The sequence below is a fragment of the Amycolatopsis sp. N2S4-7 genome (genome assembly GCF_058119595.1).
Genome location: NZ_CP172299.1, coordinates 2,060,263 through 2,081,033, shown reverse-complemented (window position 1 = coordinate 2,081,033; position 20,771 = coordinate 2,060,263). Strand labels below are relative to the sequence as shown.

Annotated in this window: 18 protein-coding genes; 6 read left to right on the top strand and 12 right to left on the bottom strand. The window is 72.1% G+C overall.

Translation table 11 applies throughout. The features are described from left to right. Positions 1 to 103: 103 nt before the first annotated feature. From sigJ to ACH54P_RS09605, 4 genes are all read left to right on the top strand, one after another. Positions 104 to 994: an RNA polymerase sigma factor SigJ gene (gene sigJ / locus ACH54P_RS09620; RefSeq protein ID WP_489911998.1), complete on the top strand. Its 891-nt coding sequence runs from the start codon at positions 104 to 106 to the stop codon at positions 992 to 994. A gap of 105 nt (positions 995 to 1,099) precedes the next feature. Next, complete coding sequence (locus tag ACH54P_RS09615) at positions 1,100 to 1,549, top strand: cupin domain-containing protein (RefSeq protein WP_489911997.1); 450 nt, start codon at positions 1,100 to 1,102, stop codon at positions 1,547 to 1,549. Between the two features lie 25 nt (positions 1,550 to 1,574). Continuing rightward, positions 1,575 to 2,033 carry a carboxymuconolactone decarboxylase family protein gene (locus ACH54P_RS09610; RefSeq protein ID WP_489911996.1) on the top strand — a complete coding sequence of 153 codons (459 nt, stop codon included), beginning with the start codon at positions 1,575 to 1,577 and terminating at the stop codon, positions 2,031 to 2,033. 124 nt (positions 2,034 to 2,157) lie between these two features. Continuing rightward, entirely contained in the window at positions 2,158 to 2,847 is a 690-nt protein-coding gene (locus ACH54P_RS09605) for a M15 family metallopeptidase (RefSeq protein WP_489911995.1), read from the top strand. 92 nt (positions 2,848 to 2,939) lie between these two features. On the opposite strand, the gene ACH54P_RS09600 is transcribed toward ACH54P_RS09605, so the two are convergent. After that, complete coding sequence (locus tag ACH54P_RS09600) at positions 2,940 to 3,380, bottom strand: hypothetical protein (protein ID WP_489911994.1); 441 nt, start codon at positions 3,378 to 3,380, stop codon at positions 2,940 to 2,942. Positions 3,381 to 3,470: 90 nt separating this feature from the next. Between ACH54P_RS09600 and ACH54P_RS09595 the strand changes: the two genes are divergently transcribed. Then, positions 3,471 to 4,244, top strand: coding sequence for a maleylpyruvate isomerase family mycothiol-dependent enzyme (locus ACH54P_RS09595; RefSeq protein ID WP_489911993.1), 774 nt, complete (start codon positions 3,471 to 3,473; stop codon positions 4,242 to 4,244). Positions 4,245 to 4,623: 379 nt separating this feature from the next. On the opposite strand, the gene ACH54P_RS09590 is transcribed toward ACH54P_RS09595, so the two are convergent. From ACH54P_RS09590 to ACH54P_RS09545, 10 genes are all read right to left on the bottom strand, one after another. Continuing rightward, a complete protein-coding gene (locus ACH54P_RS09590; protein ID WP_489911992.1) occupies positions 4,624 to 5,772 on the bottom strand; it encodes a 4-hydroxybenzoate 3-monooxygenase in 1,149 nt (382 codons plus the stop codon). A 76-nt stretch (positions 5,773 to 5,848) separates the two neighbouring features. Beyond that, positions 5,849 to 6,643 carry an AraC family transcriptional regulator gene (locus ACH54P_RS09585; protein ID WP_489911991.1) on the bottom strand — a complete coding sequence of 265 codons (795 nt, stop codon included), beginning with the start codon at positions 6,641 to 6,643 and terminating at the stop codon, positions 5,849 to 5,851. Between the two features lie 169 nt (positions 6,644 to 6,812). Beyond that, positions 6,813 to 7,241 carry an aconitase X swivel domain-containing protein gene (locus tag ACH54P_RS09580; protein WP_489911990.1) on the bottom strand — a complete coding sequence of 143 codons (429 nt, stop codon included), beginning with the start codon at positions 7,239 to 7,241 and terminating at the stop codon, positions 6,813 to 6,815. Continuing rightward, positions 7,238 to 8,515, bottom strand: coding sequence for an aconitase X (locus ACH54P_RS09575; RefSeq protein WP_489911989.1), 1,278 nt, complete (start codon positions 8,513 to 8,515; stop codon positions 7,238 to 7,240). The genes ACH54P_RS09580 and ACH54P_RS09575 overlap by 4 nt, the downstream gene beginning before the upstream one ends. After that, on the bottom strand, positions 8,512 to 9,852 hold the full coding sequence (locus ACH54P_RS09570) for an MFS transporter (protein WP_489911988.1): 1,341 nt from the start codon (positions 9,850 to 9,852) through the stop codon (positions 8,512 to 8,514). The genes ACH54P_RS09575 and ACH54P_RS09570 overlap by 4 nt, the downstream gene beginning before the upstream one ends. A 39-nt stretch (positions 9,853 to 9,891) precedes the next feature. Beyond that, positions 9,892 to 11,538 (bottom strand): dihydroxy-acid dehydratase, encoded by a 1,647-nt coding sequence (gene ilvD / locus ACH54P_RS09565; protein ID WP_489911987.1) that lies wholly within the window; start codon positions 11,536 to 11,538, stop codon positions 9,892 to 9,894. Between the two features lie 14 nt (positions 11,539 to 11,552). Continuing rightward, on the bottom strand, positions 11,553 to 12,842 hold the full coding sequence (locus ACH54P_RS09560) for an FAD-dependent oxidoreductase (RefSeq protein WP_489911986.1): 1,290 nt from the start codon (positions 12,840 to 12,842) through the stop codon (positions 11,553 to 11,555). An 84-nt stretch (positions 12,843 to 12,926) separates the two neighbouring features. Beyond that, entirely contained in the window at positions 12,927 to 13,871 is a 945-nt protein-coding gene (locus ACH54P_RS09555; protein ID WP_489911985.1) for a LysR substrate-binding domain-containing protein, read from the bottom strand. A gap of 62 nt (positions 13,872 to 13,933) precedes the next feature. Next, positions 13,934 to 14,584, bottom strand: coding sequence for a DUF4230 domain-containing protein (locus tag ACH54P_RS09550; protein WP_489911984.1), 651 nt, complete (start codon positions 14,582 to 14,584; stop codon positions 13,934 to 13,936). Between the two features lie 53 nt (positions 14,585 to 14,637). Continuing rightward, entirely contained in the window at positions 14,638 to 15,648 is a 1,011-nt protein-coding gene (locus ACH54P_RS09545) for an ABC transporter substrate-binding protein (RefSeq protein ID WP_489911983.1), read from the bottom strand. A 1,040-nt stretch (positions 15,649 to 16,688) separates the two neighbouring features. On the opposite strand from ACH54P_RS09545, the gene ACH54P_RS09540 reads away from it, so the two are divergent. After that, the gene (locus ACH54P_RS09540; protein WP_489911982.1) at positions 16,689 to 19,520 is read left to right on the top strand and encodes an AAA family ATPase; all 2,832 of its coding nucleotides are present in this window, start codon (positions 16,689 to 16,691) and stop codon (positions 19,518 to 19,520) included. A 71-nt stretch (positions 19,521 to 19,591) separates the two neighbouring features. On the opposite strand, the gene ACH54P_RS09535 is transcribed toward ACH54P_RS09540, so the two are convergent. Beyond that, on the bottom strand, positions 19,592 to 20,743 hold the full coding sequence (locus ACH54P_RS09535; RefSeq protein WP_489911981.1) for an MFS transporter: 1,152 nt from the start codon (positions 20,741 to 20,743) through the stop codon (positions 19,592 to 19,594). Positions 20,744 to 20,771 lie beyond the last annotated feature (28 nt).

Here is a 20,771-nt window from a genome sequence, read left to right as displayed (position 1 = left end):
TGGTGACACTCCTCCTGATCCACCCGTCCGGGGATCGCCGGGGCGAGCGCCCGGATCCGGGTGGGTACCCTGGATCCGGGGATCGGAGGAGGTTGCGATCTGCATGGCTGACGAGCCTGCGCCCCGGCGGCCCGAGCAGGCGGACAGGCTCGCTGCCGAGTGGGCGACGCACCGGCCCGCGGTCTTCGGCGTGGCCTACCGGCTGCTGGGGAGCGTGGCCGACGCCGAGGACGTCGCCCAGGACGTGTGGCTGCGGGCGGCCGCGGCCGACCTGCGAGAGGTCGACAACCTGCGGGCCTGGCTGGTCACGGTGGCCGCGCGGCGGTCCTACGACATCCTCAAGAGCGCTCGCGTGCGCCGGGAGGAGTACGTCGGGCCCTGGCTGCCGGAACCGCTGCTGACCGGGCCGGACGCGTCGGAGCAGGTGCTCGTCGACGAGTCCGTCAGTGCGGCGATGCTGCTGGTCATGGAGAAGCTGAGCCCGCCGGAGCGGGTGGCCTTCGTCCTGCACGACGTCTTCGGCCTGGAGTTCGGCCGGATCGCCGAGGTGCTGGACGTCTCCGCGCCGGCCGCCCGGCAGCTCGCCTCGCGGGCGCGCCGGCGGGTGGCCCAGGCGAAGGAGTCCACGCCGCAGGCACCGAAGGCCGAGCGCGAACGGGTGCTGGCGACCTTCCGCGCCGCCTACGAGTCCGGTGATCTGGCCGGCCTGGTCCGGCTGCTGGACCCGGACGCGATCTACGTCACCGACGGCGGCGGCAAGGTCTCGGCGGCACGCAAGCCCATCCACGGTGGCGAGCGCATCGCCGAGGTGATGGTGCGGGTGGGGCGTCAGTGGAGTTTGGACCGCATCGACCTCGTCGAGGTCGGCGGCGAGCTCGCCCTGGTGTGCTACCGGCAGGGCCGCGTCTACTCCGTCGACACGGTGCAGATCTCGAACGGCCTGATCACCGAGTACCGCAGGGTCATCAACCCAGACAAACTTTCTCACCTCTGAGCTGTCACACCCGGAGGGGCTGCCTCGTCTCCCTGTCGAGAACGGAAAAGGGACGACGAGGGAGTGCTCGCCTTCGAGCCATTCCCCCTGCCGGTGAGGAAGTACATGCACACCATCAAGCCGGGGATCGCCGCCGGCGTCCTGGCCGTCGCCGCGCTGGCCGGGACCACGGGCTGCGCCGCCTCGGGACAGCCCGCCACCGCCGCGGCCCCGCCACCCGCGGAAACCCTGACCCCCTTGGTCCAGCAAGCGCTTCCGAAGGTGCCAGGCAAGACCTTCACGTCGGCGATCGTCGACCTGCCGCCGGGCGCCCGCGCGGCGCCGCACCGGCACGGCGACGCTTTCCTCTACGCCTACGTCCTCGAAGGCGCCGTGCGCAGCCGGCTGGACGACAACCCCGTCAGCACCTTCCGCGCGGGGGAGAACTGGGTCGAGCAGCCGGGGACCCACCACGTCCTCACTGAGAACACGAGCTCGACGGACCGGGCCCGGCTCCTGGTCGTGTTCGTCGCCGACACCGGGGCCCGGCTCAAGGTCGACGACCCCCACCAGTAACCCGAACCACGAAACCGGAGAAGCCATGACGAACACGCACCGCGTCAGCATCGACAAGCAGCACCCGGCCGCCTACAAGACCCTCATCGCCCTTTCCGCGGAGGTGGGGAACGCCGCCGCGGCGGCGGGCCTCGACCCGCTGCTGGTCGAGCTGCTGAAGATCCGCGCGTCCCAGATCAACGGCTGTGCGTTCTGCCTGCGCATGCACACCGGCGATGCCCTCAAGAAGGGGGAGAACCCCGACCGGATCGCCGTGCTGCCCGCCTGGGCGGAGACGGGTTACTTCTCGGAGACCGACCGCGCGGCCCTGCGGCTGACCGAGGCGATCACCAAGGTGTCGGACGGCCACGTGAGCGACGAGGACTACGACGCCGCGGCGGCCGTGCTGACCGCGGACCAGATTTCGGCCGTCGCCTGGCTCGCCACGGTGATGAACGCCTTCAACCGCGTCGCGATCACCAGCCGGTACCCCGTCGCCGGCTGACCCTTCGACCGGCGGAAAGCGCATTCCTGCACTCGGTGCTCGCCGCTGGTGTGCCCCGGGTTGAGGCACTGTGGCGAATCCCACTCCGCCGCAGCGGAACAGCGGGGCCAGGCGTGTGGTGATCATGAAACTGAGAACCAAAGTATTCGCTGCCCTCGCTTTCGCACTGACCGCGGTCCTGGCCGGGGCCACGCCGGCGCCGGCCAGCCCGGCCCAGACCGTGGAGCTCCCCGCGCCGGCGGCCAGCGGCCTTCCGCCCTACCTCGCCCTCATCAAGCCGGTCACCGCCGAGCGGCTCGGGTCGAGCTGGCACGAGGGCTGTCCCGTCGGTCCCGGCCAGCTGCGGCTGCTGAGCCTGTCCTTCCTCGGCTTCGACGGTGCGGTGCACCGGGGCGAACTGGTCGTCCACGCCGATCGGGCGATCGAGGTCGCGTACGCCTTCGCCGACATGTACTTCGGCCGGTTCCCCATCGAGCGCATGGAAACCGTGGAGAAGTACAACTCGGACGACGACGCGTCGATGGCGGCGAACAACACTTCGGCGTTCAACTGCCGGGCGATCACCGGGGGTACCGCCTGGTCCAACCACTCCTACGGGCGCGCCATCGACATCAACACGGTGCAGAACCCGTACATCTCCGGCAGCGGCGCGGTCTACCCGCCCAACGGCGCGCCGTACGTCGACCGGACCCGGACCGCGCCGGGCATGATCCACGCGGGCGACGTCACCGAGCGGGCGTTCTCCACCCGCGGCTGGACCTGGGGCGGCTCCTGGGACACCCCGATCGACTACCAGCACTTCGAGAAGCCCTGACCCCGGCCGGATAACCGGGCGTGGCCCAGGATCGTCGCCGGCGGGACCGGCGGCGATCCTGGGCGGGCGTCGTTCCCCCGGCGGCGCGGTGGTCAGCGGCGCCCGGCGGCCAGGATGACGAGGAACTGGCCGCCGCCGGGCTCGACGGTGGCGGTGACCGGCAGCCCCGGGACCAGCCGGGAGAACCGGTCCACCAGCCAGTCCGCCGCTTCCCGGGCGTCCTGTTCGGTCGGGGAGCGGGCCACCAGCTCGCGGCCGCCCTTGCGCTCCAGCCGTCCGGCCACGGTGATCAGCGGCGCGGGCTCGGCCACGTGCAGGCGGTCCGGCCAGGCGATGACCACCTTGACCGCGCCCTTGCGGGTGTTGCACCCGCGGTGCGCGAGCCGCTCGGCGACCTTGGCCTTCCGGTCGGCGGTCCGGCTGTCGACGCTCGGCCCGCGCGGGTCGTTCACCGACATGCCGGGGTCGACCGGTTCGTCGCACACCCAGCACCGCCAGCCGTCGCGCTCGGCGACGTCATCGAGGAGACTCATCCGGGCAAACTAGCCTGCCCCGCGCGCCGCCCCGCACCTCGGTCGCGAAGCCGGCGGAACACATCCGCCGATTCGTCGGTTGAGCGTGGCATGACCCCACTCGTGGACCGCACGATCGCCGCCCTCCGCGCCGAGCACGACGTGCTCGCCGGCCTCGTCCGCACCCTCACCGACGACCAGCTGGCCACCACCAGCGGCGCGGCGGACTGGACCGTCGCCCAGGCCCTTTCCCACCTCGGCAGCGGCGCGGAGATCGGCCGCGCCCCCATCGCCCGGGCCGCCGGCGAGACCGTCACGGCCGAAGACAACCAGACGATCTGGGCCCGCTGGGACGCGTCCGCGCCGCGAGCGCAGGCCGAGGGTTTCCTGGAGCACAACGGCCGCTGGCTGGAGCTGGTCGAGGCGCTCACGCCCGAGCAGCGCGCGTCGCTGACCGTCGACCTCGGCTTCCTGCCGGAGCCGGTCCCGCTGCTGACCGCGGTGGGCATGCGGCTCAGCGAGGTGGCCAACCACTCGTGGGACGTGCGCGTGGCGTTCGCCCCGGACGCGGGAGTGGACCCCGGCTCGGCCGAGGTGCTCGTCGAGCTCCTGACCGGACCGGTGGGGTTCATGCTGAGCTTCCTCGCGAAGCCGGCCGAGCTCGCGAACCCGGCGTCCATCGCGTTCCCCGGCGGCGCCCTGGTGATCGACGACGCGGTCACGGTGGTGAGTGAACTCGAGTCCCCGTCCGCGACGTTCAACGGCCCGGCGGAGGCGTTCGTCCGCCTGATCAGCGGCCGTCTCAAGGAGCCGTACACCAAGGGAGTGACCGTGGACGGCAACGTGACGCTCGACGAGCTGCGCCGCGTGTTCCCCGGCTTCTGACCGGGGCAGTGTTCTCGAGGTGCCGATGACGCGGAGGAACCGGGGTTTCCCCGCGTCATCGGTTCTCCAGGAGTTCTGGTACAGCGCGGTCGACGACCCGGCTGTCTCGAAGCGTGCGCGAGCCCGCTTCCAGGGCGCGAGCGCGTCACTCGGAACCCGCCGGCGAGCGCTGTCTCCGGCTTGTCGCCGACGGCCATCTGCGGCATCGCCTGCTGTGGCGCCGAAGCCGCCTTCGGACCGGCGGCCAAGGTCGTTGACGAAGCCGGGTGATCTCCGCGAACGCGCGAGCCGCCACCGTGGTTCAGGCCTGGGCCGGAAAAGCCCGCCCGGCGCACCCTGGACAGCGACACCCTGCAGGTCCAGTAGCCCGGACACCGGCTCACCCCGCGGCCCGGGGGCGGACCAGGGTCTCCAGGTTCACCCGGGCGATCCGCTTGCGGAATTCACCCTCGTAGGACGCGTCACCCGAGTTGTGCACCGTCTCGGTCATCCAGACCGCGGACGCCTGACGCCGCCAGATGTGGTCCAGGCAGGTGTCGGAGTAGCTCTCGAGCAGGCTCGCGTCGTCCTTGCCGACGTACTCGACGACCGCGCGCGCGAGCACGTCGGCGTCGTGCAGGGCCAGGCTCATCCCCTCGGCGCTCATGGGGGAGATGAGGTGGGCGGCGTCCCCGACGAGGTGGAGCCTGCCGTGGCTCATCGGGCTGAACACCACCCCGCGGAGGGGCACGACCTCCTTGCTCACGATCGGTCCGGTGCGGGCGGGCGGAGAACCGAACCGGGCTTCCAGTTCGGCCCAGACGCGTTCGTCCGGCCACTGGCCGACGGTGTCGGTGACCGGGCACTGCAGGTAGATGCGGCTCGCGCCGGGGCCGCGGGTGATCTGCGCCGCGAACCCGCGGGAGTGCACGGCCAGCACCGCCGGCGGGTTCGCGGGGACTTCCGCGAGGATGGTCAGCCACGCGTAGCCGAACTCGTGGGTGTGGCGGTTCAGGACGTCTTCCGGGATCGTCGGCCTGCTGACGCCGTGGTAGCCGTCGCTGCCGGCGACGACGTCGCAGTCGATCACCGTCACCGATCCGGCGGGATCCCGGTAGCGCACCGAAGGACGCTCGGTGTCGATGTCCACTATGGACACGTCCGCGGCTTCGAACCGGAGGTCGCCGCCGTCGCGGAGGAACACCTTGATGAGGTTGCGGACGAGGACCTGCTGCGGGCAGAAGGCCGCGTCCGCGTCGTCGTCGGTCTTCCAGAGGCGCTTCTCGCCGTCGATGAGCAGTGGCGCCTCCGGGGCGTCGTCATCGCCGGTGCTCGCTTCCACGACTTCTTCGACGCCCCAGCGCCGGAGCAGGCGCACCCCGTGGGCATCCAGCGCTCCGGCGCGCTGCCGGTTTTCGACGTGTTCGCGGCTGTGCTTTTCGAGAATCGTGCAGCCGACGCCGCTGCGCAGCAGGAAGGTGCCGAGCGCGACGCCGGCGACTCCGCCGCCCACGATGACCACGGTCGTGGTCTCGTTCCCCTGTGCCATCTGGTTCCTTTGCTCGAAGATCGCTGTCGAGCACCACTGTGGATCCCCGAGCCGATTGCCGACAACCGATAGCCGGTCACCCGATAACGGAAACCCGCCACGATTCCTGGCGCAGTTCGGCCTGGTACCGCCCCGGCGTCTGGCCGACGACGGCGGTGAACGCTTCGATGAAGGTCGACGGGTTGGACCAGCCGCAGGCGATCGCGGTGTCGGTGACCGACCGGCCCTCGGTGAGGTGGAGGACGGCGTGGTGGATGCGCAGGATGGTGCGCCACCGCTGGAAGCTCATCCCGAGCTCGGCGTGGAACAGGCGGCTCAACGTGCGTTCGCTCGCCCCGGCGGCGCGCCCGAGATCGGCCAGCGTCGCGCTCCGGCCGGGATCGGCGTGCAGCATCCCGGTGACGGCCAGCAGCCGGTCATCCCGCGGTTCGGGCAGGTGCAAGGACTGTTCGGGGGCTTCGACGAGCTCGTCGATCAGCACGGCACGCAGCCGCCGTTCGGCGCCGGGAGTCCGCCCGCTGTCGCTCGTGAGGGCGAGCAGCGCCTCGCGGACCAACGGGTTCACCGCGAACACGCCGGGACGCGGCACGAGCTCACGGCACTCGTCGGCGGGGATGGCGAGCAGACGGGCGTCGGTGTCGCCGTAGAAGCGGTGGGCGTGCTCGAAGCCCGGCGGCGTCCAGGTGACGCGGTTGGCCGGCGCCACCCAGGTGCCGCGTTCGGTCGTGGTGGCCAGGACGCCTGCTGCCGCGTACACGAGCTGGCCTTCGGGGTGGGAGTGGGCGTCGAGGTGGTAGCCGTGCGGAATCCAGCCCGCTCCTCGCGGTGTGGCTCGCACCGAGTCGGACGGGAGTTGGCTGGTTTTCTGCATCGGGGCTCAGTTTACCGGTGATGCGACTTCGGTGCATGGGTGCTCGGGGCACGCCCGCAACCGCGCGTCCGGACGAGCCGCCGCCGGCACTGGCGTCGCTCGCTGGTGGTCGGAACCGCATCGCCGGGCGCCGGTGCCGGCCTACGTCGACGCGACGATCACGCCCTGATCATGCCTCGACGGGGGAGCCCGCTCGGTGGAGGATCTCGACGAATCCCCGGTCGGCGTCAAGCCGGAGCCGGTCGCCGGTGCGGAGGACCTCGACCGGGTCGCGGTCGAGGTCGCTGAGCGCGGGCACCCGGGTCACCACCGCGCCCAGCGCCACCTTCGTCGTCACGACCGTGAAGATCATGCCCAGCGGCGCGGTGCCCAGCAGGCGGGTCGACTGGAAGAACCCCGACCAGCCCGAAGATCCCTTCGCCCCGGGGAAAACGAGGATCTTCCCGGTGAAGCACACGCCGTGCAGTTCGTGACGGCGCTCGGTGATCGTCCCGGTGGCCGGGTCGATGCCGCCCCAGCCGGAGATCGTCTCGTGCGAAACCAGCGCCTCGCCCTCGACGACGCCGGGCACGACGGTCCGCCCGCGCAGGATCGTCATCGCAGGTCACCCCGCCAGCGCCCGGTGACCGCGGCGTCCACGCAGTCCTCCAGGGAGCCGAACCACGCCTCGATCCCGAGGATCGCGGGCAGGTAGTGCGCCTGTTTCGCCGAGTCGGTGGCGAAGACGCGGGTGCCCGGCGGCGCGACCCGGGACATGGCCGGGCACGAGTCGGCGAGCAGCTTCCCGCCCGCCTGCTCGATCACGGCCGTGTAGCCGCTGCGGTCCGCCACCGCCTTGAGCGCCCGGGGCACCATGATCCACAGCTGGGTCCCCGAATGCAGCCGCTTGCCGTCCAGCGCGCGGGCGGCGGCCCGGATCTGGTCGATCGACGCGTGCGGGCAGCCCAGCAGCACGAAGTCGACGTCGGTCGACCGGCCCTGGTCGTTCAGCGTCTCGTACATTTCACGCCGTTCCCGGAGTCCATAGTGGACGGGCGACGGCGCGCGGCCGCTGAAGGCCGCTTCGACCGTCGGCGCCTCCGGGGTGATGCCCGGCAGGTGGTAGAGCTCGACCCCGCCGGAGGACGCCGCGGCCGCGCCGAAGTGCTTGAGGTCGACGAGGTCGGGGCGCGGGAACGCCCCGGTGAGCACCGGCCGTTCGTCCTGGACCAGCCCGCCGGCGAAGTAGCCGAGCATGCCCCAGTCCATGAAGTCGCGGACGCCCGCGTCGACCTCGATCAGGTGGGTCCCGAACCGGTTCTCCGCCAGGTGGTTGCCCCAGCACGGGATCTTCCCGGTCAGGGACGCCGCGCCGGTCGACGTCCCGCCTTCGCAGTTGGTCCGCGCGCCCAGCACGGAGTTGCAGTACACGACCGCGGAGGACTCCATCCACGCGCAGTGCTCGCCGCGGACCGGGAGGTTCCCGACCTGGTAGGGCGTGCAGGTGGCGAGGATGTTCACCCCGCGCCTGCCGTAGAACGCCTCGGCGTCGCTCTGCAGCTCGACGAACTCCTTGGGGTAGGGCACCACGCCCACCGAGTCCGGGCCGAAGCCCTGTTGCAGCTGGCAGGTGGGGACCCGCATGTCGGGGATCTCGACGACGTCGTCGCAGTCGAGGTTGAGCACCGCGAAGGCCTTGTTCCAGCCGCCCTCGGCCACGAGCTTCGCCTTCACCGGGGACGGCTGGGTGCTCGTCCCGGCCACGTTCCGCGTGTCGCACAGCCGTGGGGCGCCCAGGGCGTCGCCGTAGCGGATGAGCAGGTCCATCGCCGCCGCCACGGCCGGCCCGTCGGCGCCGTCGCGCATCGCCTTCTCGTCGTCGGTGAGGATCACCGCGCGACCTCCTGCTGCGAGACCGCCGGGACCGGGTCGGCGACGCCGTTGGTCTCCGGGCCCCGGCGCACGGCCGCGAACATCAGCAGGCCGCCGAAGACGATCAGCGCGATCGGGGTGAACTCGTACGGCATGATCGAGCTGAGCCCCAGCAGCCAGAAGGTGTAGAGCCCCGGCAGGATCAGCCCGAACATGTAGCCGATGCCGTACCCGGTCGCCCGCACCGAAGCCGGGAACCGTTCGTTGAGGTACACGAGGATGACGCCGAGCGGCGCGGACGGCAGGACCTTCGCCACGACGGCGATCAGGCCGATCACCCACGCCGGCGCCCCGGCCCGGGCGGCCACCGCCAGCAGGGCGAACGCGCCGCCGACGACGAACGTGAGCACGAGGGCCCAGCGCATCAGCAGCGCGCGCCGCCCGATCCGCTGGCCGACCGCGGACAGGACCAGGATCAGGACGATCGTGAGGACCGAGCTGATGATCTCGACCGTGGAGGACAGCCGGGGGCTCTGGTCCAGCACCTGCACGAGCAGGGTCGGCAGGAACGACACCGACATCTGGGTGGCGAACCAGTAGCCGCAGGTGAACAGGAAGACGCTGAAGAACAGCGCCCGGTGCGTGGTGAACAGCTCCGCGATCGGCTGCCGCCCCTTGCGGCGCCCGGCGAACACCGAGTCGTCCTCCTTCACCCCGCGGTAGTGCCACAGGTACACCAGGCCGAGCACGAAGCCGAGGAGGAACGGGATCCGCCAGCCCCAGGCCAGGAACCCGCTGTGCGGCACCACGTCGAGCAGACCGAGCAGGAGCAGGTTGATCACCAGGAACGAGCCGGGTGCCCCGACGCCGATGAGCCCGCCGACGCGCCCGCGCCGCGCGGGGTCGGCCTGTTCCAGCGCCAGCGGGATGGGGGCGGCGTACCCGCCGGCGAGGAAGATCCCCCCGATCAGCCGGAGCACGGCGAACACGGCGATCGCGCCGTAGTCCCACGTGGCGTAGCCCGGCAGCAACCCGATGAGCAGCGTGACGATCGTGAATCCCCAGCCGCTGATCATGGTGACGGGCTTGCGGCCGATCCGGTCGGACAGGTTGCCGAAGATGACGCTGCCGATCGGGCGCGCGAGCAGCCCGATCGTGAACAGCAGCGTGGTGAACGTCGCCCGGATCGCCGGCGACAGGTCCGCGGGCATGAAGTACGCCATGGCGGCCGGCAGGACGAGCGCGGGCAGGTAGACGTCGAAGCTGTCGACGAACATCGAGAACGCGCCGCCGCGGGCGGAGCGCCGTTCGTCGGCTTCGGTGATGACGGTGGACGGGGGAACATCGGGCAGCGCCATTGCCGGCCTCCTGGTCGTGGGGGTGCTGGTGCTCGGGGGTCAGGGGCGCAGCACGGCGCCGTGGCCGAGCGGGCGCACGGTACGCCGGTAGATCGACAACCAGCCGGTTTCGTGGTGGTCCTGGACGGAGACCGGTTGCCTCGCGCCGAGTTCGGCCGCGTCGACGCGCAGCTCGCAGACCCGCCCGGGCAGGTCGATGTGGACGGTGTCGCCGTCGCGGACGAGGGCCAGGGGACCGCCGTCGGCGGCTTCGGGGCGGACCTCGCCCACCACGATGCCGCGGTTGACGAGGCCGGACAGCTGGCCGTCGGTGACCACCGCGACCTCGCCGGTGAGCCCGGCGCGATCGAGGGCGAAGACGATCTGCGACGCCATGCCCATGCCGGGCCGTCCCCGCGGGCCGAGCCCGCGGACGACCACGACGTCTCCCGCGGTGATCCGCCCGTCCGCCAGCGCGGTGACCGCGTCCTCCTGGCTTTCGAAGCAGCGTGCGGGCCCGGTGAACGCGGCCGGGCGCTCGTCGCCGACGGCGAGCTTGACGATGCCGCCGTCGGGGGTCAGCGAACCGCGCAGGACCACGATCAACGGCTCGGCGGCGAACGGATTGCCGGCCGGGCGGATGACCTCGGGGTCCGCGACGCGGGCCGAGGAGACGTTGTCGCCCACCGTGCGGCCGCTCACGGTCAGCGGTGCCGGGTCGATCAGGTCGCCGAGCTGTTTCAGCACCGCTCGCGCGCCTCCCGCGGCCTCGAACTGCTCGATGAGGTGCGGCCCGTTCGGCCGGACCGCCGACACCACCGGGGTTTCCGGGCCGAGCTCGGCGTAGAGGCCGAGGACGTCGACGTCCACACCGGACTCTTCGGCCACCGCCTGGAGGTGCTTCACGGTGTTGATCGAGGCGCCGACGGCGAGGGCCACGCGGACGGCGTTGCCGAACGCGGCCGCGGTCATGATCCGGCGCGGGCGGAGGTCCTCGTCCACCAGCCGCACGATGCGCTCGGCGGCGGCGTCGGCCGCGGCCCACATCGACGGTGAGTTCGCCGCGACGGGCGTGGTCCCCGGCAGCGCCATGCCGAGTGCTTCGGCGACGACGTGCATCGAGTTGGCGGTGCCCATGCCCGGGCACACGCCCGGCCCGCCGACGGCGGTGTCGCTCATCTCGGCCAGTTCGTCCACTGTGGACGTCCCGCAGGCGTGGAGGAAGACGTCCTCGATGTCGCAGTGGCCGCCGCGGAAGCAGCCGCTGGGCTGGTAGCCGCAGGCGACGAGCAGGGTCGGGACGTCCAGCCGCCCGGCGGCCATCAGCTGCGCCGGTGCGGTCTTGTCGCAGCTGGCGAGGCAGATCATCCCGTCGAGTTGCGCGCCTTCGACCCCGACCTCGATGTCGTTCACGATGAGGTCCCGCGCCGAGAGGATGTACCCGCCGCCGTGCCCGGCGGAGTGGATGAAGTCGCTCGGCGCGGTGGTGCGCACTTCGAACGCCAGCCCGCCGGCGGCGGCGATCCCCTTCTTGACCCGCGCCGCGATCTCGTCGAGGTGGCTGAAGCAGATCGCCAGGTCCGACGAGGAGTTGACGACGGCGATCTTCGGCTTGCGGAGGTCTTCGTCGGTGAGCCCGAGTGCGCGCCACTGGGCGCGCCGGGTGGCCCAGCGGACCGTGCCGGGCGGGAAGTCGCTGCGGACCATCGCTCTTCCTCCGTTCAGTTCTCGAGGTTGCGGACCAGCCGGCCGGCCAGCTCGCCGTGGTCGATGTCGTGCACGCTGTCCTTGCCGGCCAGCTCCAGGGCGTGCGCCGCGGCCATGCCCATCGCCCCGCAGGGGCCCATCACGCGCACGCTCGACAGCGCGGCCGCGTCCCCGTCGACGCACCGGCCGGCGACCAGGACGTTGTGGACGTCGGGCGGGGTCATCGAGCGCAACGGGACGTAGTGCACGTGCTCGGGACCGAACGTCTCCCACACGTAGCCTTCGGGGCTGTCGTGCAGCTCCACCGGCCACGCGGTCCGCGCGACGGCGTCGGGGAAGCGGGTGCCGGCCCGCACCTCGTCGAGGGTCAGCTGGTGCACGCCCTGCGCCCAGCGGGTCTGCCGCCGGCCGGGGAACCCGTAGGCCCGGACGCGGGCGCGCCCGAACGCCTCGGGGAACTCCGCCCGCAGGAACGCCACCACCCGGTCGGCCTGGGCCTTCCCTTCGAGCTGGGCTTGAGCCGCGGCGATCGGCTCGAGCGGAGCCTCGATGTGCGTCATGTTGAGCACGGCGGTGCCCCGGCCGGGGAAGTGGAACGCGAGCCCGTCGTGCCGGCGCAGGCCGTACTGCCCGGCTTTCGCGCCGACCCGCTCGGCCAGCTCGTCCGCCTCGGGCGCGTGCTCCTCGGCGACGTGCTCGACGACGAGCTGCTGCGAGCCGTAGATCTCCCGCTCCGGCAGGCGGCACGGCAGCCCCGCCTCCCAGATCAGGGCGGCGTCGCCGCTCGCGTCGACGAACCCGGTGGCGTCGACGTCGACCGCGCCGTAGCGGGTCGCGAAGGTGACCGACTCGATCCGGTCGCCGCTCCGGACCACCCCGGTGATGGCGGCCCCGGTGATCACCCGGATGCCGTGCTCCCGGACGGTGTCCTCGACCCACCGGCCGAGCACCACCTCGTCGTAGCCGACGGTGAGCGTGTGCCGCCGCTGCCGGAAGAGGTCGCCCGTGGCGCCCAGGTCGCGGAAGATGTCGTCGAAGATCCCGTGCGTCAGCTGGCGGTATTCCGGGGCGTTCCCGAAGACCCCGCAGAACAGCCCGATCAGCGAGTTGACCATCTGGCCGCCGAGCACCGGCAGCGCGTCGACGAGCACGACGTCGCGGCCGAGCCGGGCCGATTCGACGGCCGCGGACAGCCCGGCGATGCCGGCCCCGACGACGCAGACGTCGGCGGTGACCTGGTGGGCGCCGGCGCCGGCGGGTTTGCGGACGGTGCGGACCTGGAGATCGGTGAGGGGGTGCGGCATGGCTCACACGCTAGGTCGCGCTCCCGGGCCGCCGGAAATAGACAATCGCGCTGCGGAACCATCAGGCTGGGTTATACCTGCTGGTCAGAGGTCCCGGCTGAGGTCGGTCAGCGCGGCCCTGAGCCAGCGGTGGGCCGGGTCGCCGTCGTAGCCGGCGTGCCACCAGAACCGTTCCACGATCGGTTCCGGGTCGCCGGGACACGGCAGGACGCGCAGGCCGAGCCGGTCGGCGACGCGCGTGGCGAGGCGTTCCTGCAGCAGCGCGACCCGGTCGGTCCCCGCGACGAAGTGGGGCACGGCCTGGTAGCTCTCGACGCGGACGCGGATCTTCGGCTGGATGCCGAAGAGCGCGAGCTGGCGGCCCATCGGAGCGGCCGGCGGGAACCCGCGGTCCGGCTGGAACGGCGCGACCCACGGCATCGCGGCGAGCTGTTCGAGGCTGAGCTCACCGCCCCGCACCTCCGTGTTCGCCGCGTCGACCACGCAGACCCAGCGGTCGGTGAACAACGCGACCGACCGCACGTCGGGCAGCTCGAAGCGGCTGGCCGGAGGGGCCACCATGCCGTCGATCAGGCGGATCGTGTCGGTGATGTCGCTCGCGAACGCCTCCCTGACGAGCCGCACGTGCAGCTGGACGTCCGGGGCCTGGTCCGCGAGCAGCGCGGACAGCCGCGAGCCGAGCACCTCGATCGTGTAGTCCGCCATGAACAGCGTGAACTCGCGGACCGACGTGCCGGGGTCGAAGTCGTGGCCGGTGCCGAAGAGCCGTTCCGCTCCGGTGCACACGGCTTCGACCTGGTCGGCCAGCTGCGTCGCCAGTGCGGACAGCACGTAGCCGTTCCCGGACCGCGCCAGCAGCTCGTCGCCGAAGTGGCGGCGCAGGCGCGCGAGCGCGGCGCTCGCCGCGGGCTGCGACACGCCGAGCCGGGCCGCCGCGCGGGTGACGTTCCGCTCGCGGAGCAGCTCTCGCAGCACCACCAGCAGGTTCAGGTCCAGGTTCGCCAGGTGGACCGCGGAGTGCCTCGCCACGCGGGGACTATAAGTCAGGCTGACACCCCGCCGCGCGCCGGGAGAGCGTGGCCGGGGCCGCGTCAGCCGGTGGCGGTGTCGGCGTAGTTCACGGTGATGTTCTTGAAGCCGAGTGACTGCAGCAGGCCGGTCAGCATCGTCTTGGTGTTCCTCTCCGCGTCGGCCACCAGGGTGCTCTTCGCGGCCGCGGCCTGGATCTGCTTCTGGGCGAGCTCGTAGAGCGCCTGCTGGGAGTTCGGGTTCCCGCTGAGGAACTCGTTGACCCGGGTGAACAGGCCTCGCTGCTGCGCGTACACGTGGGATTCGTGCACGTCCAGCGTCGCCGGTTCCAGCTGCGCGTGCCCCAGCGTGATCGTGGCCGACTGGCGGTCGTCGGAGACGCGGACGGCGTTGTCCTTCAGCTTCGAGAAGTCGACGAAGGCGTTGTCCTTGCCGACGCCGATGAACAGCGTCTCGCTGCCCACGAGGAAGCTGGGCAGGATCGAGCTGGTCGTGATGTCGACGACCACCTGGAACGAGCCGCTGGCGGCCTCGTAGCGGGAGAGCTCGACGATCGACTGCAGCAGCACCGGGCCGGAGTGCTCCTCGGTGTGCTGGGCGAACGGGTTGCGCAACTGGGGTAGCAGGTGAACCGCCGATGCGACGAGTACGGCGGCGGCCAAAACCACCACGGCCACAGCGATCGCGACGAGCCGCTTGCCCCATTTACCCATGCCGGGAGGATTACCCAGGCGGCCGCCGGGCTAAGCGGTCCGGCCGGCGCCGGTCATCTCCCCGCCTGCGGCCCGATCATCGAGTTGACGTCGATCGGCGACGGGATGGCGCCGAGCTGCAGCAGCAGGTCCGGCACCCGCTGCAGGCGCCGCGCGTCCAGGATCGAGCCGTACCCGGGCAGGGTGAGCAGCTTGGCGGTGTCCTCGTCGATCTTGGCGAACCGCACCAGCAGGGGCTCGACCTTGGCGCGGTCGTTCGTGGCTTCGTGGGTGCCCTTCTGCATCGCCCGCTGGAACGCGGCCAGGGTCTTCGGGTTCTCCCGCACCCACTTCTTCGTCGCGCCGTAGCCGGTCAGCGGGAAGTCCTGGGTCGCGCCGGTGTTGATGTCGATCACGGGAATCGCGCCGGCGGTCTGGGCGGCCTGCGTGATGTACGGCTCCGGCAGATAAGCGGCGTCGGCCTGACCCTGCTGGAGTGCCGCGGCGATGTTCGGCAACGCGATCAGCACCCATTTCACGGTGCCGAAATCCACGCCGTGGTCCTGCATCACCGAGCGGGTGAGAAGATCCGACGCGGTGTTCTTCGCGGTGATGGCGATCTTCTTGCCCGCCAGGTCGAAGATTGTTTTCACCGGCGAATTCGGAACGGTGACGATCGCATTGGACTTCGCGTTGACCGACGTCGCGTCGGCGACCAGCTGCATGTCCGCGGCGCCGGTGCTCTTCGCGGTGAAGAACGGGGGATAGGTCGAGAACGCGATGTCGGCGTCACCCGAGATCGCCTTCGTCAACGAGGCCTGCCCGCTGGGGGCGACGACGGACTCGACGGTGAGGCCCTCGGCCTCGAAGAAGCCGCTGTCCTGGGCCAGCCAGAAGGGCGCGAGGTCCGTGGTGGGCAGGATCGAGACCTTGAGCGTCGGCTTTTCCAGGCCGCTGCCGCTCGCCGCGGCGTTCGAGTCGTCCGGATCCAATGCGCCGCAGCCGGTGACGGCCATGACGGCCGCGACGGCGAGCGCGGCATGGCGAGCGCGCGCCCGGCCGCCGCTCCTGGCGATTCCAAACAAGGCCTGCTCCTCGGGCGGAGATCACGGTTGACGGACCGAATCCGGGGAAGGTGTGTGAATCATTACCCGGAGTCAGGCAGGCCACTGTAGGGACCCCGACTTCGCTTGACAACGCGTGCGTGGACCCAAGCCGGGAATTCACCAGAATGGCGGCACGAATACTTGATCGACGATCTTGTTTTCGGCCATCGGGCCGAGAACGGTGCTACGAATCGCTGTGGCCGAAAAATGACGGGCCCCCGATTTCCCGGACGCGGGGAGACCGCGATCGCGGATTCGCGCGAGGCCCTCGGCGTTCGATGGCGGGGTTCGGCCGGTCGGGGGACGTCACTCACGGCAAGCGTCCGCGCGTCGGTGGTCTGGACCGCGTGTCCTCGGCCGGTCGTGGGTCACGGTTACCGGGCGGAGTGCGGAAAACGTGGCCCGAGGGCGCCCGTCAATGCGGAAAACAACGGATCGGCCGTGCCGCCCCACGGCGGCGAACCCGGCGAGTTCACTTAATCGAAACCCCGCCGCTCTTGCGCGCCACGTCTCGTCACCGACGCGGTTCGCCGGGCGATCACGCTCGCATTCCCGGACGGCGTCCGAGGCCACCGGCGAGACACTGGACGCGGCGTTGTCGAAATCCTCGAATGCCTCGCCCGGTGGATGCGGAACGGCCGTGACCCGGAAACCACCCCGGCCGTGGTCGTGGGGACGATGCCCGTGGTGGCAACGGGTTTCTCCGGGTGAGACGGCTGTCGTCCCTCGTTCGTCCGGCCGGAAGACGCTGACGGGCTCCGGCGCCGAGCCCTCGGCGCCGCTCGCGATCGGGGTGCCGAAGGCGCCCGGGCAGTGCGTCCGCCTCATTCCTCGCGGCGGCGGGCCCGCAGTTGAAGATCCACGAACGCCGGCGGCGGGAATCGCGCTCGGATCACGAATCGGGGCATTTCCCGAAATGGATGTTTCCCGGAGCGGGAAGTCTCGGCTATCGGCCGTCGATCCGGGTTTTCCGAGTATACCTCTTGTTGGGGAACCGGTTTTACTTCTATTATCTCCGTGTGCGACCGCTCACGGACGGTACCGAGCTGCTGGTCGGCCGGGACGGTGAGCTGTCCCGGCTGGCCGCCTGGATCCGTGATGTGGCCGAGGGTCGCGGCCGAGCCGTCCTGGTCGACGGCGAGCCCGGCATCGGCAAGTCCGCGCTGGTCCGGGCCGCCTGCGCCGCCGCCACCGAGGCGGGCTGCCAGGTGTACTGGGGAGCCGGCGACGAGCTCGGGCAGGCGCTGCCGCTGCTGCCGCTCCTGGACGCCCTGGGTGTCTCACCGGTCACGCGGGATCCCCGTCGTGACGCCATCTCCGAGCTGCTGGGCGGCGGAGCCGTCGCCGGCAAGGGCACCGACCTCGCCGCCGCGGCCGCCGAGCAGCTGATCGCGCTGGTGGACGAGCTCTGCCAGGACGGACCGGTCATGCTGGTCGTCGACGAGCTGCAGTGGGCCGACCGCACGACGGTGGCCGTGTGGAGCCGGCTCGCCCGCTCGGTCCGGCAGCTCCCGCTGCTGCTGGTGGGCGTGCTGCGGCCGGTGCCGCGCCGCGACGACCTGCGCTCGCTCTTCCGGTTCGTCCGGCCCGGCGAGCGGCTGCGGGTCGGCAGGCTGCCGGAACCGGCGGTGCTCGAGCTGGTGGCCGCGCTGGCCGGCGGCAAACCGGGCGCCCGGCTGGAGGAGCTGGCCGCCGGCGCGGCCGGGAACCCGTTGTACCTCACCGAACTGGTCGACGCCCTGACCAGGAGCGCGTGCCTGGAGGTCGACACCGCCGGCATCGTGGAGCTGACCGGCACGGCCACCCCCGATTCCCTGCCGGAGGCGATCGCGGACCGGCTGGGTTTCCTGTCCGAGGCGGCGCGGACCGTGCTGCGGGCGGCGGCGCTGCTCGGGGACGGCTTCGCGGTCGCGGACCTCGGGACCGTGACCAACTGCTCGCTCGCCGACCTGCTGCCCGCCCTCGACGAGGCCCGCGCCGCCGGCGTGCTGGTCGCCGCGGGTGACGACCTGGCCTTCCGGCACCCGTTGATCCGCCGGGCGTTGTACGACGAGATGCCGACGGCGGTCCGCGTCGCCTGGCACCAGGCCGCCGCGTGGGCCCTGGCCGAGGCGGGCGCGCCGGTCGAGCGGGTGGCGCGGCAGCTGCTGCCCATGGTGTCCACAACGGACAGCCGGGTCCCGGTGCCGCCCTGGGCCGTGCGGTGGTTGCTCGAGGTGGCCACGCCGTTGATCGGCCAGGCACCGGTGGCCGCCGTCGCGCTCCTGAGACGCGCGGTGCGGGACACGCCGCTCGACGACGCCGTGACCGGCGCGCTGGCCTGCCGGCTGGCCGACGCGTACTACGGGGTCGGCAACGTCGCCCACGCCGAACGGATCGCCTGCCGCGCGCTGGGCCGCGTCCGCGATCCCGACGTGCTCGTCGACCTGCACACGACGGTCGTCCAGTGCCGCGCGACGACCGGCCGCTCCGCCGGGTACCTCCCCGCGCTGAACGACGCCTTGACCCGGCCGGGCCTGCAGGCCCGGCACCGGGCCCGGTTGCTGGTGCTCATCGCGCGCACGCACCGCTACCTCGGTGAGGTCGACACCGCGGACCGGGTCGCCACGCAGGCGCTGACGGAGCTCGGCGCGCTCGAAGACCGCTGGGTGAGCGGGTGGGCGCTGCACGTGCTGAGCCTGGTGGCGATGGCGCGGGGCGAGTGGACCGGCGCGCTGCCGCTGTTCGAGCGCGCGATGGCCATCGTGCGGGGCGATCCCGGGCTGATCGACCTCACCCTGCAGCTGCGCATCAACCAGGCGGTCACCTTCGGAGCGCTCGACCGCCACGCCGACGCGCTCGCCGCCGCCGGGCAGGCGCGGGAACTGGCGGACCGCACCGGCAGCGCCGTGCGGCTGACCCAGGTCCAGAGCGCGCTCGGGGAGCTGATGCTGCGCGCCGGCCGGTGGGACGACGCGCTGGCCGAAGTCGACGTCGTCCCGGACGACCGCAAGGACCCGGGCGTGGTGTGCTGCGACCACGGCGTCGCCGCGATCATCCACTTCCACCGCGGCGAGGCGGCCGCGGCACGACGCCACCTCGACGTCGTGGCGCCGTACTCGGCCCGCATCGGCGACCGGCTCGTGGAATCGATGGTGCTGGCCCGCAGTCTCGCCCTCGAGCACGCCGGCGCACCGGGACCGGCGCTCATCGTGCTGACCGACGTGCTGGCCGGCGAGGACACGGCGGAGGACCTGCTGGGGGACGCCGCCCGGCTGGCCGCGATGATCGGCGACGTGCGGACCGCGGCGGAGATCGAGGCCCGGGTGCGCGCGATCGCCGCCGGGTCCGCGGTGCCGCACCGCCAGGCGCTGGCCCTGTACTGCCGGGGCCTGGTCGAGCAGGACGCGACGGCGTTGCTGCGGGCCGCCGACGGCTACCGCGACGCGGGCCGGCCGCTCTGCCGGGCCAAGGCGCTGGAAGCCGCGGCGATCGCGTTCGCCGAAGCCCGGGCCGAAGACCGGGGTTCGGCGCGGGCCGCCTTCACCCACGCCATCGACCTCTACTCGGAGCTGGACGCCCAGTGGGACGTGGCGAGGCTGCGCGCCCTGTTCCGGGCGTTCGGCATCCGCCGCGGCCCGACGGTGAAGCACCGCCAGGCCACGCACGGCTGGGACAGCCTCACCCCGACCGAGGGGAGGATCGCCGCGCTCGTGGTCGAAGGCCTGTCGAACCCGCAGATCGCGGCCCGCCTCTACCTGTCGCCCCGCACGGTCGGCACGCACGTCTCGCACATCCTGACCAAGCTCGGGGTGCATTCGCGCATCGACATCGCCCGGGAAGCCGCCCGCCACCAGTCCGCCTCGGGCTGACGGGCCGGGCAGGCGGCTTCCCGTCAGCCCGGACCGCGAGTGCCCGGAGTGGAGCGGCCGGGCCGTGGCGGTCAAATCCCGACGCCCGGGGCGTTCCGCCGGGGGTGCAGGGCGAGGAACGGCGGCACCGGCCGGGCCGGAGCCGGGCGCGCCACCGCGACGTGGCCGCTGGCGACCTGGCCGGCGAGGATCACCAGGACCAGCAGCAGCGGCGTGTGCCAGGTGCCGGTGTAGGTGTGCAGCCACCCGCAGGCCAGCACGCCGAAGCCGGCGATGACGTAGCCCACGCCCTGGACCACGGCGGACAGCCCCAGCGAGCTGCCCTTGCTGCGCAACGAGATCGTCGTCAGGACGAACGCGAGCGCCCCCATGCCCGTGCCGGTGGCCGCGGCCCACAGCCAGGGCGCGGCCGCCGGCGCGACGAGCAGGCCGGTCACCCCGATGAAGTTGGGCGTGGCCAGTGCGACGACGAGCAGGGTCTGGTTGCGCCAGCGGCGCGTCCAGCCCGGCACCAGCCACATCATCGGCAGCCCCATGGCCATCGACAACGCCAGGCACGCGCCCGCGGTCGCCGGCGGGACCCCCGCGTCGCGCAGGATGCCGGGGAGCCAGCCCATGACCAGGAACGTCACCGTCGAAATGAGTCCGAAGTGGAGGGTCAGGGCGGAGGCCGGCGCCGCTCCGGAGGCCTTCCGGGGCGACACGAACTCGCCGCGGGTGCGTTGCCACACGTGCAGGGCCAGCAGCGCCACGACCGCCCACAGGCCGAGGGCGACCCGCCACGACGACGACGTCACCGCCGTGGGCGTGACCAGCGCGCCGGCCGTGCTGCCGAGCCCGAGCCCGAGGGTGAAGGCGGCCGACCCCGCGGCCAGCAGCGGCAGCATGGTGCCGAGCACGGCGATGGACAGGCAGGCCAGCGCCGTCCCGACCAGGAGCGGCCACGAGCCCCCGAGCACCCGCCCGGCCAGCGAAGCCACCAGCCCGACGAGGCCCACGGTGACGGTCCGGTGCGTCCCGACCCGGCCGCACAGCCACGGCGTCGCCCAGCCGCCGAGACCGATCGCCCACAGGGGTAACGCGACGAGCACGGCGGCGACCAGGTCACCGGCCACGGAGATGTCCGGCAGGGCCGCACCCAGGCTCGTCACGGCCGGCCGCAGGTTGATGGCCAGTACGAAGATCACCAGGGTGGACACGGTGGTGGTGGTAGCACGGGACATCGCTCCTCCTCGGCGTCGAGGCCGGAGC